Raw genomic sequence first — 20,054 nt, forward strand, 5'->3', positions numbered from 1 at the left:
GTGAGCGGCCCGGGTCACTGCCGCCGATGTCACATCCGCCGTCGCAGGCTCGTCCCATGGTCATGGACGAATCACCGGAGAACGGCAAGAGAATCCTGCTCGCGGGAGCGAGCGGCGTCCTGGGGCGGCATCTGGAACGGGCGTTCACGGCCGCCGGATACCGGGTGACCGGGCTCGGGCGGGCACCGGACAACGACGTCTCGGCATCCCTGCTCGACCGGGACGCCCTGCTGATGGCCGTGGACGGCATGGCGTTCGACATCGTCATCCACGCGGCCACCGCGTTGCGCGAGGCTCCCATGCGCCACCGCGACATGGCGGCCACGAACTGGCTGCGGATCGAGGGCACGGAGAATCTGCTGGCCGCCGCGAAGGCCACCGGCGCCCGCCGCTTCGTCGCCGAGTCGATGGTCTTCGGATACGGCTTCGGCGACCACGGGGACGTCGTCATCACCGAGGAGGGCACCCCCTTCGGGCCCCACGGCAGGCACAGCCGGCTGGAGCGGCACATCGCGGCGATGCGGACCAAGGAGGAGCTGACCTTCACCGCCGAGGGGATCGAGGGGATCGCCCTGCGGTACGGCCTGCTGTACGGGCAGGGGGCCACGGACGCGATCGTGGAGCTGCTGCGCAAGAGGACCCTGCCGGTGCCGGAGGACCGCGGACGGGTGCTGCCCTGGGCGGAGCTCGGTGACGCGGCGCGGGCCACGGTCGCGGCGGTGGAGCGGGGACGGCCCGGCGAGGCGTACAACATCGTGGACGATGTGCCGCGCGGCTTCGGCGGGCATGTGCGGGCGGTGGCGGACACGCTCGGTCTTCGGCGCCCGATGACCGTCCCGGTGTGGATGATGCGGCCGCTGGCCTATGCCCACGCGATGATGACGACGACCCTGCGGGTGTCCAACGGCAAGGCACAGCGGGAGCTCGGCTGGACCCCCGAGTACCCCGACTCCTTCGCCGGACTGCGCGCGTACGCCCGCGACGTACAGTCGGTGAGGTGAGAAGCGAGCAGACCGAGTTCGTCGGCGGGCCCATGGACGGCCGGGTGCTGCCGGTCCTGGTCGGTGTGACGGGACATCCCCCCAAGGTCTACCGGGTGCCGGTCCCGGGTGAGGACGGCGCGGCGCCGACCGTGTACGTGTACCAGCGGGTGCTCAACCCCGACCCCAAGGGGCGGCGCGGGGCCGGGCGGTGGAGGTACGAGTACGCGCCGCAGGGGCTGCCCGAGAAGCGGATGTGGCCGTGGAGCCGGCGCGGATCAGGTGGTTCCTGAGCCCGCCGGCGGCCCCGTGGGGCCACCGGGGGACGGTGGCGCGGGGGACGGCGGCCCGGCGGCTGGCGGCCCGGAGGACGGTGGCTCGGAGGACGGTGGCTCGGAGGACGGTGGCGCGGGGGACGGTGGCGCGGGGGACGGCTGCTCCGGCGACGGCGGGGTGGGCGACGGCGGGCCGGGCGATGTCGAGGGAGCCGCGGCCCCGGCCTCCGTCACCCGGGTGCCCGGGTGCATGAGGGCGCACAGGAAGGCGGCCGCCAAGGCGGCGGCCATGGCGTAGAAGACCGTCCTCGTGCCCTCGGCGAAGTCCCCGCGGATGGTCTGGGCGAGATCCCGCAGCGCCTGGGCGACCGGGCCGTCCCCGGTGGGCGGGCGGGTGGCCGCGCGTCCCCCGACCGACTGGACGATGTTCTCCGCCAGCCGGTGCGCGGCGCCGGAGGGCAGGCCCTTTGACTCGAACGTCCTGGTGACGCGGTCGGTGGTCACATGGGCGAGCACTGTGCCCAGGACCGCCAGCCCGACGCTCGCCGAGTAGTTGCGGACGGTCTGCGTGATGCCCGTGACCTCCCCGTAAGAGGCGTCGATGGAGCGGTTGACGGCGTCGGTGGAGGCGGGCCCCAGCAGGAAGCCGATCCCGGCCCCCGACAGCACGATGTAGGGCCACTGCGCGCTCAGGGACAGGTCGGTCAGCTTCCCCGCCCACAGGGTGAATCCGACGGCACCGATGAGCGTGCCCAGCAGCATCGGGGCCTTGGCCCCTCGTTTGTCCAGCATATGGCCGCCCACCTGGGAGGCCGTGCCGAAGCCCGCGAAGAAGATCAGCAGGTAGAGGGCGGCCTCGTTCGCCGACGACTGGAGGGCAACCTGGGAGTAGATCGAGGCGAAGAAGAACACGGGGATGAACGTCATCATCGAGAAGAAGAGCACCGCGATGTCCACCGCGAACGCCCGGTCGGCGAACACCCGCATCTTGATCAGGGGATCGCGGGTGCGCAGTTGGAGGACGACGAAGAAGGCCAGCACCACCAGCCCGCCGATGATGCAGGCCCAGGTGGCCGCGCTGTCCCAGCCCCAACTGCCCGCCTGCTGAAGGCCCAGGACGCTCAGCGCCATACCGACCGCGACCAGGAGGGCACCACGCCGGTCGAGGGGGGCGGGGCGCGGGCGGTTCGGGATGTGCGCCAGCGCGGTCAGCACGAGCGCCACGGCGGCGACCGGGACATTGACCCAGAAGACGGCCCGCCAGGTCCAGGTGGTCAGCCACCCGCCCAGGATGGGGCCGATGGCGGTCAGACCGCCCGACAGGCCGAAGAACAGGGCCAGCGCGCGTCCGCGCTGGGAGAGCGGGAAGACCGCGACCACCACGGCGAGGGCGGCCGGGAACATCAGCGCGGCGCCGAACCCCTGGACGGCCCGGAAGGCCACCAGCCAGACCTGCGCCCCGCTGCCTTTGGGCACCGCCCCGCACAGCGCCGAGGAGACGACGAAGACGACGGTGCCGATCAGCATGACGCGACGGTGGCCGAAGATGTCGGACAGCCGGCCGCCGAGGGCGAAGAAGGCCGCGAGCGAGAGCAGGTAGGCGTTGACGACCCACTGCATGCCGTAGGCCGAAAGGCCGAGGTCGCGAATGATGCTCGGGGCCGCGATGGACACGATCGTCTGGTCGATGAATGTCATCGCCACCGCGAAGAGCATCGCCGCCAGCGCCAGATTCCGCCTGTGCCGGGCGGCTTCGGCACAATCCGGGCCGGAACCGGCAGAGCCCTCGATGTCCGTCACAAGGAGAAATTCTCCGCGCCCCGGGCACGGTTCGCACGCCGAACGCCGCGATGAGCCGGTGCCGCCGGAGCGAGGGCAGAGCGACGGTGCCGCGACGACTCCTCGCGTGGACTACTCCTGTATAGACCATTGACAGGATTGGTACAGACCTATTGAGTGCGGGTTGCGCCCATCCTTCGCCCCCCACGTCCAGAAGGAGCAGCCCCCCATGCTCAGACGCACCCGAGCGCTGGCCTGTACCACCGCGCTCGCCACTACGGCGGCCGCCGTGCTGGCCGCCGCGTTCGCCCTGGCGCCCTCGGCACATGCCGGGGAGTTCCTGGCCAACGGCGGCTTCGAGACCGGCTCGCTCAGCGGCTGGACCTGCGACGCGAGCGCCAGGACCGTGACCGGCCACGCCAAGTCCGGCGGCTACGCCCTCGCCGGCAGCCCCGGCTCCGACACCGCCCAGTGCAAGCAGACGGTGAAGGTCGCCCCCAACACCACCTACCGGCTGACCGCCCAGGTCAACGGCTCCTACGTCTATCTGGGAGTCGAGGGCGGGAAGAGTACGTGGACACCGGGCACCGGCGGCGGCTACCAGCCGCTGAGCGTGGACTTCACCACGGGCGCGAGCCAGACCAGTGCCACCGTCCATCTGCACGGCTGGTACGGGCAGGCCACCTACTACGCCGACGACGCCTCCCTGACGGGGCCCGGCTCCCCCGACCCGACCGATCCCCCGACCGACCCACCCACCGACCCGCCGACCGATCCCCCCACCACGCCGCCGTCCTCGGACCTGCCCGCCCACGCGCTGGTGGGCTATCTGCACTCCAGCTTCGCCAATGGGTCGGGATACACCCGGATGGCGGACGTCCCGGCCGGCTGGGACGTCATCAATCTGGCCTTCGGCGAGCCGACCTCGGCGACCTCGGGTGACATCCGGTACGCGCTCTGCCCGGCGAGCGAGTGCCCCAATGTCGAGTCCGAGGCCGACTTCAAGGCGGCGATCAAGGCCAAGCAGGCCCAGGGCAAGAAGGTGCTCATCTCCATCGGCGGGCAGAACGGCCAGGTCCAGCTGACCACCACGGCCGCCCGCGACAAGTTCGTGCAGTCCGTGAGCGCGATCATCGACAAGTACGGGCTCAACGGCCTCGACATCGACTTCGAGGGCCACTCTCTGTCCCTCGACGCCGGTGACACCGACTTCAAGAACCCCAGGACACCGGTGATCGTCAATCTGATCTCCGCGCTGAAGACGCTCAAGGCCAAGTACGGCAGCGGATTCGTCCTCACCATGGCGCCGGAGACCTTCTTCGTGCAGCTCGGCCACCAGTTCTACGGGCCCGGGCCGAACGGTGCCCAGGACGCCAGGGCGGGCGCCTACCTGCCCGTCATCCACGCCATGCGAGGCGACCTGACCCTGCTCCACGTCCAGGACTACAACTCCGGCCCGATCATGGGCCTGGACAACCAGTACCACCAGATGGGCGGCGCGGACTTCCACATCGCCATGACCGACATGCTGCTGTCCGGCTTCCCTGTGGCGGGCAACAGCAACAACAGGTTCCCGGCGCTGGCGCCCTCCCAGGTCGCGATCGGCATGCCGGCCAGTCCCAACGCCGGCAATGGATGGGTGGCCCCCGGTGAGGTGAACAAGGCGCTCAACTGCCTGACGAAGAAGACCGACTGCGGTGGCTATGCCACCCATGGCACCTGGCCCGCCCTGCGCGGCCTGATGACCTGGTCGGTCAACTGGGACAACTTCAACGGCCGGGAGTTCTCCAAGAACTTCGACAGCTACTTCGGCTGATCCACCGCCGACCTCGGCGACATCGCCGCGGTCCCCGCCGGGCGCCCCCGGTTTCCGGAGGATTCACACATCCTCCCTGCCGGGGGCGGCCCCTGCCATGGCAGGATCTCCCCCGACGCGTGTCGATCCGGAGGTGATGGGATGTCAGCGGCACACCGCTCCCAAGGGTGGCTGAGCAGGGCACTCTTGTGCGGGGCCGTCCTGGCAGCCGCGGCGCTCGCGCTGCCCGCGCAGGCCGCCCACGCCGCACCGACCCCTGGTCCGGGTTCGGGATCCGGCTCGGGGGGCGGTCAGGCGTCCGACTCCACGTTCGACCACACCCTGCCGCCCGGGGCCGACAGCTCGGCCGACGGCTCCGACGCCCCTCTGGAGGCCCTGCTCGGTCGCCTCCAGTCGCTGTACGGGGAGGCGGAGAAGGCCACCGAGGGCTACAACCGGGTCAACGAGAAGCTGAGGGACCAGCGCAAGGCGCTGACGGAGGTCACCCGGAGGCTGGAGCGGCAGCGCGAGGACATGGGCGAGAACCGCAAGCAGATCGGACGCCTCGCCCGCAGCCAGTACAGGGACGGCAACCTCTCCGACTACAGCAGGCTCCTGCTCAGCCCGGACCCGCAGACCGCGCTGGAGCGCACCCATCTGATCGCCAAGGCCGCCGACTCGGCGGCGAGCCTGACCAAGCGGCTGCGCGAGCAGGAGAAGCGCCTCGACCGGCTCGTGGACCACCGCAGCGATGCGGTGAAGGACGTCGAGAAGCTCGCACGGGAGCAGAAGAGCGCCCGCGACAAGGTCAAGGAGCGGCTGGACCGCGTCGAGAAGGTGGTCGGCTCGCTCACGGGAGCCCAACTGGAAGAGCTGCGGCAGCTGGAGGAGCGAGGGGCCAGTGCCTCACAGGCGGAGTTCCTGCACTCCGGCATACTCGGCACGGGCAGCCGCCGCCCCTCCGAGGCCGGGCAGCGCGCCATCGCCTACGCGTTCCGGCACCTGGGCGACCCCTATGTCTGGGGCGCGGAGGGGCCGCGGGCCTTCGACTGCTCGGGGCTGACCTCGCAGGCGTGGGCGCACGCCGGAAGGCCGGTTCCCCGCACGAGTCAGGAGCAGTGGGAGCGGCTGCCCAGGGTTCCGCTGAACCAGCTGCGCCCCGGCGACCTGGTCATCTACTTCCCCGGCGCCACCCATGTGGGGATGTACATCGGCAACGGGATGATCGTGCAGGCCCCTCGGCCGGGCGACCGGGTGAAGGTCTCCCCGGTGGGCTCGATGCCGGTGCTCGGCGCGGTGCGCCCGGACCCGGAGGCGGAGTCGGTCAAGAACTGGTCGCCCAAGAGGTAGTTCCCCAAGGCGGAGTCGGTCAAGAACGGTCGCCCAAGGGGTGCTCACAGCCCCCACAGGAGCGGGACGCCGTTGGGCCGCCCCGCCCGCTGGCGGGGAGGCGGCCCGGGCACGCGTATCGCCCCGCGTCAGCCCGCGTTGACCAGCGCCAGGTAGGCGGCGGCGCGCTCGGGGTCGAAGAACCAGTTCTCGAAGTCCTCGGGGTGGGCGAAGCCGTTGGCGAAGCGGTCGCGCACCGCCTGGGACCCCATGCCCGCGCCGATGATGCCCAGCACGTGCTCCGGCGGCGGCATCAGCATCGCGTTGGTCCACTTGGTGACGGGGGCCGCCTGCTCCCAGTAGCTGTCGAAGGCTCCCTGCATGAACTCCCGGTCGAACGGCCGGTCGCCGTGCTCCAGGATGCTGCTCAGGTAGGAGGCGGCGCACTTGGCGGCGCTGTTGGAGCCCTGGCCGGTGATCGGGTCGTTGGCCACCACGACGTCGGCGACACCCAGGACCAGGCCGCCCGAGGGCAGTTCGCCGACCGGGCGGCGGACCGTGGGCGCGTAGCGTCCGGACAGCGTGCCCCCGGCGTCGGTCAGCTCCACCTTCGCGGCCCGCTCGTACTCCCAGGGGGTGAACTGCTCCATCAGCTCCAGCGTCAGCCGCAGGTGCTCGTTCGGGTCCTTGACGCCCTGGAACACATCGAGGGGGCCGTCGGGTATGCCCTCCCAGAACAGGATGTCGCACGGTCCCGTGGTGGTCAGGCACGGCATGATGAACAGCTCGCCGACGCCGGGGACGAGATTGCAGCGCACGGCGAGGAAGTCGTGCTCGGGACGGGGGCCGAGCCCGTTGACGTAGGAGACGGCCAGCGCCCGCTGCGGGGTGCTGAACGGGGAGCGCTCCGGGTCCCGTTCGAACATCGAGACGAGCTCGCCCTTGCCCGCGGCGATCAGCACCAGGTCGAAGGTGCGGGCGAACCAGTCGAGGTCGGAGACGGCGGCGCCGTGGATGACGACCTGTCCGCCGCGCTGGGCGAAGGTCTCCATCCAGCCCGCCATCTTCACCCGCTGGTCGACCGACTGGGCGTATCCGTCCAGGTGTCCCACCCAGTCGATCGGGCGGCTGCCGTCGGGGCCGGCGACCGAGACCCCGAGGCCCTCGATCCTGGGCGTCTGGCTCTCCCAGAAGTTCACTTCCTGGTCGCGCTCGTGCTGGAGCGCGGGGTCGAACATGCACTGCGTGGACATCACCCGGCCAACGCGGATCTCGTCCGCGGTCCGGTTCGACATGAGGGTGACGTCGTAGCCGTTGCTCTGCAGTCCCAGTGCGAGCTGCAGACCCGCCTGACCCGCGCCGACGATGAGTATCTTCCGCATGACTGCCCGCTTTCCACAAAACGTTCAATGATCAAGCACACAAAGGTATATGGCACCCGTTCACGGAGCGGAAGGGCTCAGGTGCGGGCGAGGGCGTGCATGACCAGCGACATGAGCGCGTCCACGGCCGAGTAGCGCTTGCGGGCGTCGCAGATGACGACCGGGATCTCATCGGGGATGGACAGCGCGTCGCGCACGTCATCCACGGAGTACTCGGCGCTTCCCTCGAACTGGTTGACCCCGACGACGAAGGGCAGCCCCGAGCTCTCGAAGTAGTCGAGGGAGGGGAAGCAGTCCGCCAGCCGTCTGGTGTCGGCGAGCACCACCGCGCCAATGGCCCCGCGCACCAGGTCGTCCCACATGAACCAGAAACGCTGCTGTCCCGGCGTGCCGAACAGATACAGGACCAGGTCCGAGTCGAGCGTTATCCGGCCGAAGTCCATGGCGACGGTGGTGGTCGTCTTGCCCGGGGTGGAGTCAAGGTCGTCCAGGCCCTCGCTGGCCTGTGTCATGACCGCTTCCGTCGTCAGCGGCGTGATCTCGGAGACCGCGCCCACGAAGGTGGTCTTGCCCACGCCGAAGCCGCCCGAGATCACTATCTTGGTGGATATGGGAGCGTTCTCCCGGTCGTCGGCGAGGCCCGGAGCGTCCGTCTCCCGCAGTGCGACGCCTTCCGCACCGGCAGCCTTAGAGCCTTCGAAGTCCACTGAGCACCCTCTCGAGAATCGCGTGGTCCGGCGAGGCCGTGCCCCGCCGACCGGTCCCGTGGACCTTGATCCGCCCCTGGTCCGCCAGGTCGCTGAGCAGCACCCGCACCACCCCCAGGGGGATGCGCAGGAGCGCGGAGACCTCGGCGACCGACCGCATCCTGCGGCACAGCTCGACGATGGCCCGCAGTTCCGGCATGCCGCGTTCGCTGAACACCCCGCCCGACAGCTCCCGGCGCTCCTCCGGGGCATCGATCGTCGCCACGATGGTCTCGACGAGCAGGACATGGCCGAAGCGGGTACGGCCACCGGTCAGCGCGTACGGGCGGACACGGGACGGACGTCCGGGCCCGCGCACGGGGAGAGCTGGATCCGCGCCCAGCACGCGCCTCACCGCTCCATGCTGCGGCGCAGTTCCACCCGCAGCTCCGGGGTGAGCACATGCCCGGCCCGGCCGACGAACAGCGCCATGTGGTAGGCCACGACGCTCAGATCGCACTCGGCGGCCGCGTGGACCCCCAGCAGCGATCCGTCGCTTATCGACATCACGAACAGATGCCCATCGTTCATCGTCACGACGGTCTGCTTGACCGGACCGGCTTCCATCAGACGGGCCGCCCCGTCGGTGAGGCTGGCCAGTCCGGAGACGACGGTGGACAGCTCCGCCGAACCGTCGGCCGGACCCTCGGGATCGGCCGGACCCTCGGGATCGGCCGGACCGTCCTCCCGCGCGCTCGGGCTGTCGGACTCGCCCTCGCCGTCACCGCCGCGTCTGCCCTCGGACGAGGCGAGCAGGAGCCCGTCCGACGAGACCACGGCCACCGACCGCACACCCGGCACCTCGGTGACCAGGTTCGCCAGCAGCCACTGCAGATTCTGCGCTCCGGTACTGAGCCCTTCCGCGTCCGTCCGTGCCGCGTTCAACCGCGTGCCTCCCCATCATCCGTGTCCGCGAGGTCGGCCACGGCCGCCTCGGCGTCCCTGCGGCCGTCGAGCAGGCCCCGCTGGAAGCCGCCGAGCCTGCGCCGAAGCTCCTCGGCGCTCACCCCTGCGGCGCGCCCGGCCGTTTCCCCGACCCCTCTGCCCCGGACACCGGTCTCGCCGCCGTCCTCGGTCCGGCCCTTCCTGCGCGCCACGGGGGCCGGACCACCGTGCAGGGAGCCGGCGTTGGGCACCCGCTTGGGCAGCCCGGCCCTGGTGAGCCTCGGCGGCTCGTCCGCGGCCGGTTCCTGGGCCGGGGGTGCCTTCCGGGCCGGCTTCGGCCGGGTCGGCGGCTCCTCGGGGGTGTCCCCGTCGGGCCGGGAGTGCTCCTCGCCGCCCTCGCCCTCCTCGGCGGGACCACCCACCCTCGGAGCCGGAACGCCATGAGTCGCGGGGCTCGCGGGGCTCGCGGGGCTCGCGGTCGCGCCCAGTGCGGCGGGAGGCGGTGTCCCCTGAGCCGGAGCGTCCTTCCGGATCCGCTCCAGGCGCCGGGAGGCGCACCGCGCCAGGGCCTTGGGCTCCCGGTCGCCGTCGCGCGGCTGGGGAACGGGCACCTGCGGCGCCTCGCCCTGCTCGGGCGCCACCACGACGTCACGCGGCAGGACCACCACCGCGGTCACCCCGCCCTTGCGCATCTCGCGCAGCTGCACCCGGATGCCGTGCCTGCGGGCGAGGCGGGCCACCACGAACAGGCCCATGCTGCGGGTGGCGTCCTCCTCGTGCGCGTTGGAGCCGTTCAGCTGCTCGTTGAGCTCGGCCAGGCGGTCGGCCGGGACCCCGATGCCGCGGTCCTCGACGGAGAGCATCACCTCGCCGTTCTCCAGCACCCAGCCGCTGACCTCGACATCGGACTGCGGGGGCGAGAACGCCGTGGCGTTCTCCAGGAGTTCGGCCACGAGGTGGCTGGTGTCATCGGCGGCGAACCCCGTCATGTAGGTGGCGGGCATGAACTGGATGCGCACCCGCTCGTACCGCTCGATCTCGGAGATGGCGGCACGCAGGACGTCGATCAGCGGGACCGGGCCGCGCTGGGAGCCGGCCGAGTGCTCCTCACCGGCGAGCACCAGCAGGTTCTCGCCGTTGCGCCGCATCCGGGTGGCGAGGTGGTCGAGCTGGAAGAGGCTCTCGAGCTGTTCGGCGTCCTGCTCGTGGTTCTCCAGGCGCTCGATCAGCGCCAGTTGGCGCTCCACCAGGGACAGGGTGCGCATGGAGAGGCTGACGAAGGTGTTGTGCAGATTGACCTGGAGGGAGTCGCGCTCGGCGAGCAGGCTCTCCTGCTTGAGCAGCAGCGCGTCCCTTTCGGCGGCCAGGGCGTCGCGCACGCCCAGCAGTCCGCCGTGCTCGGAGGCAAGGGCGCCACGCTCGCCGTGCAGACGGACGGCGGCCTCCTGAAGACCGCTCACGGCCTCGGCCACGGAACGGAACTCGTCCCTGGCGGTGACGGACACCGGCCGGGGCTCCGGCGTGCGCACGTCCCTGCGGTTCAGCGGGGGCAGCACCCGCCCGTTGAGGTCGTCGGCGGCCTTGCGCAGCGCGGCCAGCGGGCGGACGACGGAGCGCGAGACCTGGACGGTGAAACCGAGGACGACGAGCGCGCCGAGGGCGAGGAGGGCGAGGGTCAGCTCGAGGTCGACCACGTCCTCGTTGCGCATGCTCTCGAGGCGGTAGGCGGCGTCGCCCGTCAGCGACGACTCGACGCTGCGCATCCGGTCGATACGGGCGGTCAGCGCGGACTCGACGTCGTCGATGCGCAGCCGGAAGTCGTTCCCGGACAGGCGGGGCTGGTCGGTGAGCCGACGCAGCATGGCCTCGGCGTCGTCGACCTCCTTGCCGGTGACGGTCTCGCTGTACCGGTCCTGGGCGGCGGTGGACGCGGTCGCGTTGTAGTCGGCGAGTGCCGCCTCCTCGCGCACGCCCGCCTGCTGGGCCGCGCGCACGTAGGGCGGCTGGGAGCCGCCCGCGGCGAGCGCGGACAGCAGCAGGCCGCGCTGGGCGGAGGCCTGCTCGACGGCCCTGCCGAGCGCGGGCAGGGCGGTGGTGTCCGCGTCGGCGGCGCGGCCGGGCAGGGCCTCGACGACGGCTCGTCCGAGACCGCCGAGGGCGTCGATGATGCGGGTGTAGGAGTCGAACGCCGCCTTGGCCGATCCGGGCCCCGACAACGAGCGCTGGCGAAGGTCGGGCAGGGTGGCCAGGAGCTTGCCGACGGCCTCGGTGCGGTCGGCGACGGCGGGGTCGTCACCGGGGTCCACGTCGGCGGCGCTGCGGCGGACCTCGGCGGCCTGCCGGTCCACCCGGGTGCGCTGCGACTCGGTGAGCCCCGCACCGCCCGAGGTGGAGCGTCCGGCGGCGATGAACACGGCCATCTGGTCGCGCTCGTCGGCGAGGGAGTGGGACAGGGCGACGGCCCTGCGGTTCAACTCGCCCAGATCGTCGAGCCGCTGCGACTCGCTCAGGTCCCCGGCCGCGCCGACGACGCCGGGAGCGCCCACGGCGACCACCGCGACGACGCAGACGGCGATCAGGGCAAGGAAGCGGCTGCGCACGCGCTTGCGCGGGGGCGCGGCGCCCATGGGTGCCCGTACGGCACTCTCGGCTTCGGCCGAAGCTCCGGGGGCCGCACCCCCGGCCAACACAGCGGGCGCCGCTTTCAGCGGCTTTCGCCTTGTCCGCACCGGATCTCGCAATCTCGTTTCGCGCTCGTACACTGACGCCGAGGTGACCTCGAGTCAGCTCCACGGTTGCCGCACGCGCGATCGAAACCCACCCCGGCATATGGCCTCGACCTTTGCAGCCAGTGCCCGGGGGTGTCGCGCGTCCCCCGCTGAGACACCCGAATGAGTGAACATCACAGGTGTGGTGCCGAACAAGGGGGCAGTCACTCCCTGGACAGACCACTAGTGGTCAGTGGGGGCCGTGATTTGAAAGGGGTGACGGCGTCCTGCCAGGATGCGCCCGCTACCCCAGGTAGTAGCACACCAGTACGGGACGACAGTGTTCGAACAGATGCCGACCAGGCCGGGGCAGAATGGCCGCATGCGCGTTGAACTGGCCTCCGAGCCCGGCACCCCGGACCGCCCCAACGAGGACTTCGCGTCGGTCGCGCTTCCCGCGGGCGGACGCGGTGGGACGCTGGTCGTGCTCGACGGGGTGACACCGCCGCGCGGTGACGACGGATGCGTCCACGGAGTCCCCTGGTACACCTCGCGGCTCGGCGGGGCGATGCTCGAACTGTCCGCTTCTCACCCCTCCCTGACCCTGGGCGAGTGCCTGGGCGGGGCCATCGAGCGGACGGCCGCCGCCCACCGTGGGCGGTGTGACCTTTCTCATGTTCGGACCCCGCAGGCAACCGCGGTTGCTGTGCGGTGGTCTGACAGCTCTTTGGAGTATTTGGTGCTCTCGGACTCGGTCCTCCTGCTGGAGCGGGACACCGGGGTCGACGCGGTCCTCGACGACCGGCTCGGCAGCCTGCCGGAGCGGGTGCGCGAACTGGGCCGGGCCTACCGGGCGCTACCCCCGGGTTCGCCGGAACGGGCGGCCGCCGCGGCGGAGTACGGCACCGCGGTGGAGGCGCTGCGCAACGCCGAGGGCGGCTTCTTCACCGCGGCCGCCGACCCCTCGGTCGCCGGACGGGCCGTCACCGGCACGGTGGAGCGCGAGAGTGTGCGGGCGGTGGCGGCGCTCACGGACGGGGCGACCCGGCTGGTCCAGCTGTTCGGGGTGGCCGACTGGGCGAGCAGCATGGGGCTGCTGCGCAAGGAGGGGCCCGCGGAGCTGATCGCGCGGGTGCGGGCGGCCGAGAAGGCGGATCTGGAGACGACCGAGCACCCTCGCTGGAAGGCGCACGACGACGCCACGGCGGTGCTGGTGGAGCTCGGGTAGCCCGGGACGGTCTCGAGCGGGCCGCCCTATGCCTGCTCGGCGTGCTCGTTGAATCGGTGGAGGAGGCGGGCGAGTTCGGCGACCTCGCCGCGGTCCCAGGACTTCATCAGCTCCAGGTAGCGGCCGCGCCGGGCCTCGCGGACGCCGTTGAACCGTCGCCGCCCCTCCTCCGTGAGCTTCATCAGATAAGCCCTGCCGTCGGCCGGGTCCGGCTCGCGGGCCACCAGGCCGAGGTCGCACAGCGCCCTCAGCTGGCGGCTCATCGTCGCCTTGCCGACGCCGAAGTAGGCGGCGAGGTCGGTGGCCCGCTCCGAGCCGACCTGCTCCAGCCGCACGAGCAGCCCGTAGGCACCGGGCTCCAGCTCGGAGTGCAGCTCCCTGGCCATCTCGCCCATCGAAGCCCGGGCCCGGCGCAGCAGGACGGAAAGCTCGCGCTCCAGCTCCTCGAGCGCGCCTTCGACGCCTGCTCCGGCCTCATCCACCATCGGACGAGTATCCCTCAGCCGGCCAGGCCGTCGAGGACCTGCGCCCCGGGCAGGCCCGCGAGCGACTTGCCGGGAACGAGGATCTTGGAGCGGCGCACGCCGCTGCCGATGACGGCCCAGGGCACGTCCAGGACGGCCCGGTCGATCAGCAGGGGCCAGGAGTCGGGAAGGCCCACGGGGGTGATGCCGCCGAACTCCATGCCGCTCTCGGCGACCGCGATCTCCCGGGGTGCGAACGAGGCCTTGCGCGCACCCAGGTGGCGGCGGACGAACCCATTGACGTCGGCGCGGGTGTGGGCGAGGACGACGCACGCGGCGAGGGTGGTCTCCCCGCCCCGTTTGGCGGCGACGACCACGCAGTTGGCGGACTCCTCCATCGTGACGCCGTACCGCTCGCAGAACGCGGCGGTGTCGGCGACCTCGGGGTCGGTGTCCACGACGACCGCCCCTTCCAGGGAGGCGATCACGGCCGCGACGGGCTCGGCCAGCAGGTCGGGCCGCTCGGTGGCGGGCCAGGCTTCGGTGAAGGTCCCGAAAGGCGCATCAGGCATACCGCCAGCCTAGTGGCGGCGGGCAGCCGTCCCGGCCGCATCCGGGGTACCGGCCGTATCCGGGGCACCGGTCGTATCCCGGGTGCCGGCCGTATCCGGGGCACCGGCCGCGCGACCTCCGTTACGCCAGGCAGATGAAATTACGGATGTCGGCACGGCGATCCTCGGAGCCGACGGCTTCCCCCTGGTGGTATAGACCAACGGCGTGGTCGGCGGAGCCTTTCACCGCCGCTTCTCCGCACACACCCTCACATGTCATGGCCACACCAAAGGCGGAGGCACCATGCTCGTGCACAGACCCGGCTCGGCACGTCGTTCCCCGCGCACCGCCCTCATGGCGCTGCCCGCCGTGTTCGCCCTGGTGATCACCCTGCCCGCGACCGCCACGGCGGGCGGCAGGGGCCGGATCCCCCACCCCGAGGCCGACTGGGCGGGCTCCACCGTCCTCGCCCACGAAGGCGGCGGGTCCGACAACGACCCACCGCGGCCACGGGTGGCCCAGACCGGCGGAATGGACGTCAGCAGCCACCAGGGCAATGTCGACTGGGCCACCGCGTGGAACAACGGTGCCCGCTTCGCCTACGTCAAGGCCACCGAGGGCACCACGTACACCAATCCCTACTTCGCCCAGCAGTACAACGGCTCCTACAACGTCGGCATGATCCGCGGCGCCTACCACTTCGCCCTGCCCGACGTCTCCAGCGGCGCCGCCCAGGCCGACTACTTCGTCGACCACGGCGGCGGCTGGTCCCGGGACGGCAGGACCCTCCCGCCGGCCCTCGACATCGAGTACAACCCCTACGGCGCCACCTGCTACGGCCTGAGCCAAGCGGGCATGACCAACTGGATCCGCGACTTCAGCAACACCGTGCTCGCCCGCACCGGCCGCTACCCGACCATCTACACGAGCACCAACTGGTGGGTGACCTGCACCGGCAACAGCAGCGGCTTCGGCGCCACCAACCCGCTCTGGATCGCGCGCTACTCCTCCAGCCCCGGCACCCTCCCGGCCGGATGGGCCTACCACACGATCTGGCAGTACGCCTCGTCCGGCACCTTCCCGGGCGACCAGGACTGGTTCAACGGGGCCTACGACCGGCTCCAGGCCCTGGCCAACGGCTGATCAGCGGCCCGCCCACACCGGCCCGTCGGGGAAGCGGTAGTGCTGGAGGGACTCGTCGTGCATCCGCGTCGACATACCGGGGGCAGTGGGCGCGAGGTAGCGGCCGGCGCGGACGCGCGCCGGATCGGTGAAGTGCTCGTGGAGGTGGTCGACGTACTCGATGACGCGGTCGTCGAGGGACCCGCTCACGGACACGTAGTCGAACATCGCCAGGTGCTGGACGGACTCGCACAGGCCGACCCCGCCCGCGTGGGGGCAGACCGGGACACCGAACTTGGCGGCGAGCAGGAGGATCGCGACATTCTCGGCCACACCGCCGACCCGGCAGGCGTCGAGTTGCAGCACATCGAGGGCACCGGCCTGGAGGAACTGCTTGAAGACGACCCGGTTGTGGATGTGCTCGCCGGTGGCGACCTTGACCGGTGCGACGGCACGGCGGACGGCGGCGTGGCCGAGTACGTCGTCCGGTGACGTGGGCTCCTCGATCCAGTAGGGCTCATAGGGGGCCAGGGCCTTGGTCCAGGTGATGGCGTCGGCGATGTCCCAGCGCTGATTGGCGTCGACGGCGATCCGGATGTCGGGGCCGACGGCGTCCCGGGCGACCCTCAGGCGGCGGGCGTCCTCCTCGAGATCGGCGCCGACCTTCAGCTTGATCTGGCTGAAGCCCTCGGCCACGGCCTGCTTGGACAGCTCCGCGAGCCGTTCGTCGGTGTAGCCGAGCCAGCCGGGGGTGGTGGTGTAGGCGGGGTAGCCGTCGGCGAGGAGGTGGGCGATGCGCTGCTCGCGGCCCCGCCGTGCGCGGTGGAGGATGCCGAGGGCCTCGTCCGGGGTGAGGGCGTCGGTGAGGTAGCGCCAGTCGACGAGGCCCAGGATCCGCTCGGGTTCCATGTCGGCGAGCAGCCGCCACACGGGTTTGCCGGCGGCGCGACCGGCGAGGTCGAAGGCGGCGTTGACGATGGCGCCCGCGGCCATGTGGACGGCGCCCTTCTCTGGTCCGAGCCAGCGCAGTTGGGAATCACGGACGAGATCGCGGGCGAAGCCGCCGAGGTCGGCGACGACGCTGTCCACGCTGCGCCCGACGACGAGCGGGGCATGAGCGCGGATGGCCGCGGTGCAGACCTCGTTGCCGCGGCCGATGGTGAAACAGAAGCCGTGGCCGTGCTCGTGCTGCGGACCGTCGGTCCGCAGCACCACGTAGGCGGCCGAGTAGTCGGGGTCGGGGTTCATCGCGTCCGAGCCGTGCAGTTCCAAGGAGGTGGGGAACCGCACGTCGTGGATGTCCACAGCGGTGATGACGGACGCCATGCGGTCTGTCCCTTCGTCGCAAGTGTAAGAATATTTATCAGACCTCTTTATGGTTGGAACAGGGCCTGTATGGGATTTTCTTCCTCAGAACCTCACCGTTGCAGCACATTGGTCTGACCATTGAGGTGGGGGGCACAATGTCTGGCGATGGCAAGACCGACGGGGGCACGACCGACGGGGGCACGGACGCATGTACAGCGCGGAAGGGGACGGGGGCATGGACGGACTCGCTACACCGGCGGCCGAGGTGGCGCCGGGCAGACGAACGGTGACCCAGCGGGCCATCGAGCAGATCAAGCAGATGATCGCGGCGGGAGAGCTCAGGCCGGGGCAGCGGCTGCCGACGGAGCGGGATCTGGCGGCACAGCTCGGCCTGTCGCGAAGCTCCATGCGGGAGGCGATCCGGGCGCTGACGGTGCTGGGTGTCCTCCAGGCGAGGCATGGGTCGGGGATCTATGTGACGGAGCTGGGGGCCGGGGACCTGCTGGAGACGTTCGGCCTGATGGCGGAGGTCGTGCGGGGGGAGCAGCTGCTGGAGCTCCTTCAGGTTCGGCGGTTGCTGGAGCCGACGGCGACGGCGATGGCGGCGGCGAGGATCACGGAGCCGGAGCTGGCGGAGGTCGAACGCCATCTGCTGGCGATGGAGGACACGGACGACCCGGAGGAGCTGCTGACGGAGGACCTGGCGTTCCACCGCGCGGTGGTGGCGGCGGCGGGCAACCCGACCCTGGCGGCGATCGTGGAGGGCCTGTCCAGCCGCACCTTCCGCGCCCGTCTGGGGCGCGGGCGCCAGGAGCCGGGAGTGTTCGCTCAGGTCCGCAAGGACCACGCCCGGATCCACAGGGCGTTGGCGGCCCGCGACCCAGAAGCCGCCCGCGCGGCGGCGGCGGTCCACATCGCAGAGGTGGAGGACTGGCTCAGAGCGCACATGGACGACTGGAGGTGACCCCCTCGGCGGAGTGCGCCGTAAAACCGACGGCACCGCCGCCGGCGCCCTCCGCGCGGGAACGGCGCCCCTGCCCCGGCGGCGGCTGGCCCCGCAGGCGGGCCTCGGCTTCGGAGGCGTGTCCGAGCGGTTCAGCCGCCGGACTGGTCAGCCGCGCTCCACGCGGGGACCGAAAACACCACCGCAGGGGGCGCCTGCCGCCGAACTGACGGTCCCCCCGCCAAGTGGCGGCCGGTGCTGCGTGCTCCGCACGAAAGACAAAAGCGCTCGCAGGGGGAGCGAGCGGGGTCGGCACCGCAGGTGACCCGTGCCCGAGGATGGGCTGGGGGGTACGGGGGTCGTTTGGCCCGCACCCGGCACCCGGCACGCGGCCCCGCGTGCCGCTGTGGTCCCTTGGCTGTGGTGCGCTCACCGTTGGCGACACAAACCACCTCAGCTCGAATCCGGGCGATCGCCGCCAGGAGGGGAGGCTTTCAAGCCCTGATATGCCTCACGCAAGTCCGAGGCTTCCGGCAACTGTCGAGCCTCGACCGCCTTGACAACTTCCAGGACTCGCCAATGATTCGATGGCACGACACGTCCGGACTGTATGGCCTTCTGTGCGGCGTCGCACGCTTCGTCCAGTCGATCAGTCGTCAACAAGGCCAACGCCAAGTCAATATTTGCCGAGGCGACACGGCGTGGCCATTTGCTGATTTCATCGCTTGGACCAAGGTTCGCGATAATTTCCCGTGCGTACCTTTCGGCGGCAGGGTCGCCTATCCAAGCGAGAGTGGTTGCCGTATACGCTGTTGATTTACCGGGGTCGTATTGATAATGATGCTCGGGACGTTTCCGTCTTTCCAGGGTGGTTGACATCATCTGCACCCTGTCAATGGCGGCGTACGTCTCTTTCACATGGCCAAGCCGTGCTCGCGCCCTACCCTCTTGTGCGGTTGCCTGAATGGATACCGAACTTCCAACTGGAGCAAGGCGCTGTGCAATCCTCGACAGTTCCACGGCGTGCAGGAAATCGCCGTCCGTGAGTACCCGCCAAGCATCCGTCTCATAACACCACGCTTGAATTTCCGCATGGCCGACGTGTTGGGCGAGAGTTGCCGCAGTTCGCAAACGGGCCGTCGCGGCGTGCTGTTGGTTGAGATCGATATGCAGCGTGGCCCCCAACAGGGAAAGCCAACCTCCAACTGTGAGCAACCGCCGTTGCTCATCGAGAGTCTTTCTCGCGTCCATAAGGTGAGCCACATAGGCGGAGTGTCTGCGCACCCCGCTCAGGAGCTCTTGGGGCGGTGCAACTGGATAGGCTGTAGCTAATTCGTCAAACGCGGACTCAAGCCGATTCAGCGTTTCCGCTCCGACGTCACTTGCTTCTACGCGTCGCACCAACTCAAGCGCGTCAAGTTCGTCGTCATTGGCGTGGGCGCCATTCACAGGCCGCTGGCCGGCGGGCCGATGAACTGCAACGGCATCAAGGACCAGGAGCGCTTCGAGCTCATCCATAGTAATCGCCAGAAGTTTTAGCAATCCTTGGCCGAAGCCAAGGCTGCGGCCCATTGCCTCCTTTCTCCTAACGCTGAACTGTGGTGCGGTCCACTTTCAACGCGTTCGCGAATTCCTCTTGACTGTATCCGCACGTCTTCCTGCGATCCGCGAGGCGCTCCCGCTCGTTCCCCATGCCTGTCCTCCTTCCCGGTGCCGTTTCGCCAGGTCAGCGTATCCGGTGCAGCGCCTGCACCGCAGTGATGCAGCGGAAATGCAGCAGCGATGCGGCACTTCTGCCGTGGTGCGGAGCAGCAGTCCCCGATTGCCTGGGAGAAACGGCGACACGGTCTGATCAGTGAGCGGACGAGACGCGAGGTACCCCATGGTGACGGCCCAGCAGGCAGCCGAAGCGTGGCAGGTCGGCGAACGGGTGGCGGCGGAACCGCACTTGGCCTTGGCGAGCTGTCGGTTCTCGATGCAGACCCAGGCGTGCTCGCCGGTCCACGGACGAGCGTTCATGGAGATCGGTCCCGTCCATGCGGGTCTGGCCATGCGGTTCGTTGAGTGGCTGGGGGAACGAGAGTGACGCCCCTGACGAGCTCCATTCACCTCCGTACGTACCGGCGGGGCGAGGGCGGCTTACAGATCGGCGACGTGCAGCCGGTCACGGTCGTCGTCCCTCGCCCGTGGTTCCGGCCCACCACTGACCGGTGGCCCCCGTACGTCTGCCCGTGGTGCCGCGAAGGCGAGCGCCAAGGGTGGAGCCGCGACCGGTTCGGCGTGGTGATCCAGCCGTGACGGCTACGACGTCCCTGGCCAGAGCGAGCACCTAGGACTCCCGTTCCGGTCGGCGGAATCATGGACAGCCGAGCGGGCCGGAGTGGATCGCAAGTGCACGACGACGCGGGATGGTCTCGCGCCGCATCCGAGGGAGGTACAGCCTTGAAGACTGCGCGAAGGTGCACATTGCGCGCCGCTGCCGGTGGCGGTGGGGAGGGAGGCGACGGACACCCCCGGCACTCCTTGGACGCCGCCCCCGCCGCCCCCGGGTGGTGAGA

General features: G+C 70.5%; 17 protein-coding genes. 7 read left to right on the forward strand and 10 right to left on the reverse strand.

The genetic code is table 11. The features are described 5' to 3' along the window. The first annotated feature begins 56 nt into the window (after positions 1-56). Both IEY86_RS09590 and IEY86_RS09595 read left to right on the forward strand, forming a co-directional pair. Complete coding sequence (locus IEY86_RS09590; protein ID WP_308425121.1) at positions 57-1,001, forward strand: NAD-dependent epimerase/dehydratase family protein; 945 nt, start codon at positions 57-59, stop codon at positions 999-1,001. Further along, entirely contained in the window at positions 998-1,273 is a 276-nt protein-coding gene (locus IEY86_RS09595; protein ID WP_189131139.1) for a DUF8847 domain-containing protein, read from the forward strand. Before IEY86_RS09590 ends, IEY86_RS09595 begins: the two co-directional genes overlap by 4 nt. On the opposite strand, the gene IEY86_RS09600 is transcribed toward IEY86_RS09595, so the two are convergent. Further along, positions 1,259-2,971 (reverse strand): MFS transporter, encoded by a 1,713-nt coding sequence (locus IEY86_RS09600; protein WP_229698301.1) that lies wholly within the window; start codon positions 2,969-2,971, stop codon positions 1,259-1,261. The two genes, IEY86_RS09595 and IEY86_RS09600, sit on opposite strands and share 15 nt — an antisense overlap. A gap of 292 nt (positions 2,972-3,263) precedes the next feature. Here IEY86_RS09600 and IEY86_RS09605 point away from each other — a divergent pair, with 292 nt between their 5' ends. Both IEY86_RS09605 and IEY86_RS09610 read left to right on the forward strand, forming a co-directional pair. Continuing rightward, positions 3,264-4,850, forward strand: a complete 1,587-nt coding sequence (locus tag IEY86_RS09605) for a chitinase (protein ID WP_189131140.1) — start codon at positions 3,264-3,266, stop codon at positions 4,848-4,850. A 141-nt stretch (positions 4,851-4,991) separates the two neighbouring features. Beyond that, complete coding sequence (locus IEY86_RS09610) at positions 4,992-6,179, forward strand: C40 family peptidase (protein WP_189131141.1); 1,188 nt, start codon at positions 4,992-4,994, stop codon at positions 6,177-6,179. A gap of 128 nt (positions 6,180-6,307) precedes the next feature. Here IEY86_RS09610 and IEY86_RS09615 read toward each other — a convergent pair whose 3' ends face one another. From IEY86_RS09615 to IEY86_RS09635, 5 genes are all read right to left on the reverse strand, one after another. Then, positions 6,308-7,540, reverse strand: a complete 1,233-nt coding sequence (locus tag IEY86_RS09615; protein ID WP_189131142.1) for a styrene monooxygenase/indole monooxygenase family protein — start codon at positions 7,538-7,540, stop codon at positions 6,308-6,310. Between the two features lie 77 nt (positions 7,541-7,617). Continuing rightward, on the reverse strand, positions 7,618-8,202 hold the full coding sequence (locus IEY86_RS09620) for a GTP-binding protein (protein ID WP_229698302.1): 585 nt from the start codon (positions 8,200-8,202) through the stop codon (positions 7,618-7,620). Positions 8,203-8,227: 25 nt separating this feature from the next. Next, positions 8,228-8,641: a DUF742 domain-containing protein gene (locus IEY86_RS09625; protein WP_229698284.1), complete on the reverse strand. Its 414-nt coding sequence runs from the start codon at positions 8,639-8,641 to the stop codon at positions 8,228-8,230. Continuing rightward, on the reverse strand, positions 8,638-9,171 hold the full coding sequence (locus IEY86_RS09630; RefSeq protein ID WP_189131144.1) for a roadblock/LC7 domain-containing protein: 534 nt from the start codon (positions 9,169-9,171) through the stop codon (positions 8,638-8,640). Before IEY86_RS09630 ends, IEY86_RS09625 begins: the two co-directional genes overlap by 4 nt. Next, positions 9,168-11,798: a sensor histidine kinase gene (locus IEY86_RS09635; protein ID WP_189131145.1), complete on the reverse strand. Its 2,631-nt coding sequence runs from the start codon at positions 11,796-11,798 to the stop codon at positions 9,168-9,170. The genes IEY86_RS09630 and IEY86_RS09635 overlap by 4 nt, the downstream gene beginning before the upstream one ends. A 463-nt stretch (positions 11,799-12,261) precedes the next feature. On the opposite strand from IEY86_RS09635, the gene IEY86_RS09640 reads away from it, so the two are divergent. After that, positions 12,262-13,107, forward strand: coding sequence for a hypothetical protein (locus tag IEY86_RS09640; RefSeq protein ID WP_189131146.1), 846 nt, complete (start codon positions 12,262-12,264; stop codon positions 13,105-13,107). Between the two features lie 26 nt (positions 13,108-13,133). Here IEY86_RS09640 and IEY86_RS09645 read toward each other — a convergent pair whose 3' ends face one another. Together IEY86_RS09645 and IEY86_RS09650 are read right to left on the reverse strand one after the other, a co-directional pair. After that, entirely contained in the window at positions 13,134-13,592 is a 459-nt protein-coding gene (locus tag IEY86_RS09645; RefSeq protein WP_189131147.1) for a MarR family winged helix-turn-helix transcriptional regulator, read from the reverse strand. Between the two features lie 14 nt (positions 13,593-13,606). Next, complete coding sequence (locus tag IEY86_RS09650; RefSeq protein WP_189131148.1) at positions 13,607-14,143, reverse strand: YbaK/EbsC family protein; 537 nt, start codon at positions 14,141-14,143, stop codon at positions 13,607-13,609. A gap of 283 nt (positions 14,144-14,426) precedes the next feature. Between IEY86_RS09650 and IEY86_RS09655 the strand changes: the two genes are divergently transcribed. After that, positions 14,427-15,266, forward strand: coding sequence for a lysozyme (locus IEY86_RS09655; RefSeq protein ID WP_189131149.1), 840 nt, complete (start codon positions 14,427-14,429; stop codon positions 15,264-15,266). Here IEY86_RS09655 and IEY86_RS09660 read toward each other — a convergent pair whose 3' ends face one another. Beyond that, positions 15,267-16,571, reverse strand: coding sequence for an enolase C-terminal domain-like protein (locus tag IEY86_RS09660; RefSeq protein ID WP_189131150.1), 1,305 nt, complete (start codon positions 16,569-16,571; stop codon positions 15,267-15,269). Positions 16,572-16,788: 217 nt separating this feature from the next. On the opposite strand from IEY86_RS09660, the gene IEY86_RS09665 reads away from it, so the two are divergent. Then, positions 16,789-17,517, forward strand: a complete 729-nt coding sequence (locus IEY86_RS09665; protein WP_189131151.1) for a FadR/GntR family transcriptional regulator — start codon at positions 16,789-16,791, stop codon at positions 17,515-17,517. A 432-nt stretch (positions 17,518-17,949) separates the two neighbouring features. Here IEY86_RS09665 and IEY86_RS09670 read toward each other — a convergent pair whose 3' ends face one another. Next, positions 17,950-19,068, reverse strand: coding sequence for an NsdA family TPR-like regulatory protein (locus IEY86_RS09670; protein ID WP_229698285.1), 1,119 nt, complete (start codon positions 19,066-19,068; stop codon positions 17,950-17,952). Positions 19,069-20,054: the final 986 nt, after the last annotated feature.

The sequence above is a fragment of the Wenjunlia tyrosinilytica genome, assembly GCF_014646055.1.
GTDB classification, from domain to species: Bacteria; Actinomycetota; Actinomycetes; order Streptomycetales; family Streptomycetaceae; genus Wenjunlia; species Wenjunlia tyrosinilytica.

Bases quoted from the DNA above. Each gene is read 5' to 3' on its own strand.
- IEY86_RS09590 (WP_308425121.1), top strand. From the start codon at position 57: ATGGTCATGGACGAATCACCGGAGAACGGCAAGAGAATCCTGCTCGCG.
- IEY86_RS09600 (WP_229698301.1), bottom strand. From the start codon at position 2,971: ATGCTCTTCGCGGTGGCGATGACATTCATCGACCAGACGATCGTGTCC.
- IEY86_RS09605 (WP_189131140.1), top strand. From the start codon at position 3,264: ATGCTCAGACGCACCCGAGCGCTGGCCTGTACCACCGCGCTCGCCACT.
- IEY86_RS09610 (WP_189131141.1), top strand. From the start codon at position 4,992: ATGTCAGCGGCACACCGCTCCCAAGGGTGGCTGAGCAGGGCACTCTTG.
- IEY86_RS09615 (WP_189131142.1), bottom strand. From the start codon at position 7,540: ATGCGGAAGATACTCATCGTCGGCGCGGGTCAGGCGGGTCTGCAGCTC.
- IEY86_RS09635 (WP_189131145.1), bottom strand. From the start codon at position 11,798: ATGGGCGCCGCGCCCCCGCGCAAGCGCGTGCGCAGCCGCTTCCTTGCC.
- IEY86_RS09640 (WP_189131146.1), top strand. From the start codon at position 12,262: ATGCGCGTTGAACTGGCCTCCGAGCCCGGCACCCCGGACCGCCCCAAC.
- IEY86_RS09645 (WP_189131147.1), bottom strand. From the start codon at position 13,592: ATGGTGGATGAGGCCGGAGCAGGCGTCGAAGGCGCGCTCGAGGAGCTG.
- IEY86_RS09650 (WP_189131148.1), bottom strand. From the start codon at position 14,143: ATGCCTGATGCGCCTTTCGGGACCTTCACCGAAGCCTGGCCCGCCACC.
- IEY86_RS09655 (WP_189131149.1), top strand. From the start codon at position 14,427: ATGCTCGTGCACAGACCCGGCTCGGCACGTCGTTCCCCGCGCACCGCC.
- IEY86_RS09660 (WP_189131150.1), bottom strand. From the start codon at position 16,571: ATGGCGTCCGTCATCACCGCTGTGGACATCCACGACGTGCGGTTCCCC.
- IEY86_RS09665 (WP_189131151.1), top strand. From the start codon at position 16,789: ATGGACGGACTCGCTACACCGGCGGCCGAGGTGGCGCCGGGCAGACGA.
- IEY86_RS09670 (WP_229698285.1), bottom strand. From the start codon at position 19,068: ATGGGCCGCAGCCTTGGCTTCGGCCAAGGATTGCTAAAACTTCTGGCG.